We start from the raw sequence: 2,326 nt of genomic DNA on the forward strand, positions 1-2,326 counted from the left end.
CCACCCCCTTGGGCACACCGGTGGAACCGGAGGTGTAGATGACATACGCCAAATTGTCGCTACGCAGCGGCGCGACCCGATCCGCGTCACCCACCGGCGCGTCCGAGTAGTGCTGCGCATCGGCCGACACCACCACCGGCAACCCACCAGCCGGTAGCCCATCCCGCTGCTCGGCGGTGGTCAGCACACACACCGGGGCGGCGTCTTCGAGCATGAACTCCAACCGCTGCACCGGATAGGTGGTGTCGATCGGCAGATACGCCGCACCCGCGGTCAACACACCCAACAACGCGACCGGCAGTTCCTCGGTGCGCGGCATCGCCACCGCCACCACTGTTTCCGGTCCCGCGCCCTGAGCGATCAACGCGCGAGCGACCTGGTTGGCGCGGCTTTGCAACTGCCCGAACGTCAGGCTGGTATCACCGTAGCGGATGGCGACGGCGTCGGGACGGCTGCGGGCTTGGGTGGCGATGACCTCCACCAGCGTCACTTCCGGCACGATCGCACCCGGGGTGGACCACTCGTGCAACACCAGCTCCCGCTCCCCGGGGGCCAGCACATCGATATCCCCCACCACCACCGACGCGTCCGCGGCCACCGCCGCCAGAATGCGGGTGAACCGGTCGGCGAAGTCCTGCACCGTCGCCGTGTCGAACAGATCGGTGGCGTAGGTGAACGCCGCCGACAAACCCTGCCCGCCACCATGGCGGTCGCTGGCCTCCGCGATCGCCAGCTGCAGATCGAACTTCGCCGAGCCCACGGCCAGATCCACCCCCGACACCGACAGCCCCGGCAACTCCAACTCCGACACCGCCAGGTTCTGGAAGGTCAACATCACCTGGAACAACGGATGCCGCCCCGCCGAGCGCACCGGATCCAGCAACTCCACCAGCCGCTCGAACGGCACATCCGCATGCCCGAACGCCTCCACATCCACCGAACGCACCACGCCCAACAACTCGCCGAATCGCACGCCGGGCTCGATGTCGGTGCGCAACACCAGCGTGTTGACGAACATGCCGATCAGATCATCCAGCGCCGCCTCACCACGACCGGCCACCGGCGTGCCGATCGCGATATCACGCGTATTCGACAACCGCGCCAGCAACACCGCCAACGCCGCATGCACCACCATGAACAACGTCGCATTATGCTCCGCCGCCACCCGACTCAACCCCGCATGCACCACCGGATCGATCTCGAACCCCAGCGTCGCACCACGATGCGACGCCACCGCCGGACGCGCCCGATCCGCGGGCAACTCCAACTGATCGGGAAGCGCCGCCAACCGCTCACGCCAGAACCCGATCTGCGCGGCCAGCAACGACTCCGGATCATCCTCGCTACCCAGGATCTCCCGCTGCCACAACGCGTAATCGGCGTACTGCACCTCCAACACCGGCCACTGCGGCGCCCCACCCCCAGCCCGCGCCACATACGCACTCATCAAATCCCGCGTCAACGGACCCATCGAGAAACCATCGCCCGCGATGTGATGCACCACACACACCAGCACATGCTCGGACTCACCCAACTCGATCAACCGCACCCGCACCGGCGGCGCCGCGGTCACATCGAACCCCTCACCCACCGCCGCGGCCACCAACGCCGCCACCTCCGACTCATCCGCCCGCCGCACCAGCACATCCGGCACCGCCCGCGCATCCCCCACCGGCAACACCAACTGGAAACCCTCACCATCCACATCCGGATACACCGTGCGCAACACCTCGTGCCGCTCGGCCAGATCCCCCACCGCCGCCCGCAACGCCACCACATCCAACCGCCCCGACAACCGCACCGCGACCGGAATATTGTTCACCCCACTCCCGGGATCGAACCGGTTCAAAAACCACATCCGCCGCTGCGCATACGACAACGGCACCCGCTCCGGACGCGGCCACGCCCGCAACGCCTGCCCCGCCGCCGACCCCGCATGCGCCTCCACCCGCGCCGCCAACCCCGCCACCGTCGTCGCCTCGAACAACAACCCCACCGGCACCCGCACCCCCAACGCCGAACCGATCCGCGCCGCCGCCTGCGCCGCCAACAACGAATTCCCACCCAACTCGAAGAAATCATCGTCGGCACCCACACGCCCGTCCTCCTCGGGCACCAACAACGCCGCGAACACCCCCGCCACAATCTCCTCCACCGGCGTCGACGGCGCCCGAAACGCCCGCACCGCGAACACCGGCTCCGGCAACGCCGCCCGATCCAACTTCCCCACCGGCGTCAACGGAATCTCCCCCAACACCATGATCGACGCCGGAATCATGTACACAGGCAACGATTGGGAGATGAAGTCCACGAGTTCGGTGGTGTC

At 67.5% G+C, this 2,326-nt stretch carries 1 protein-coding gene; it reads right to left on the reverse strand.

Annotated elements, in window-relative coordinates; all coding sequences use genetic code 11:
• Positions 1-2,326: condensation domain-containing protein (locus tag NA8_RS32130; protein ID WP_157107042.1), on the reverse strand; the 2,326-nt coding region annotated here is incomplete at both ends.

It is taken from the genome of Nocardia arthritidis NBRC 100137 (assembly GCF_001612765.1).
Lineage (GTDB): Bacteria > Actinomycetota > Actinomycetes > Mycobacteriales > Mycobacteriaceae > Nocardia > Nocardia arthritidis.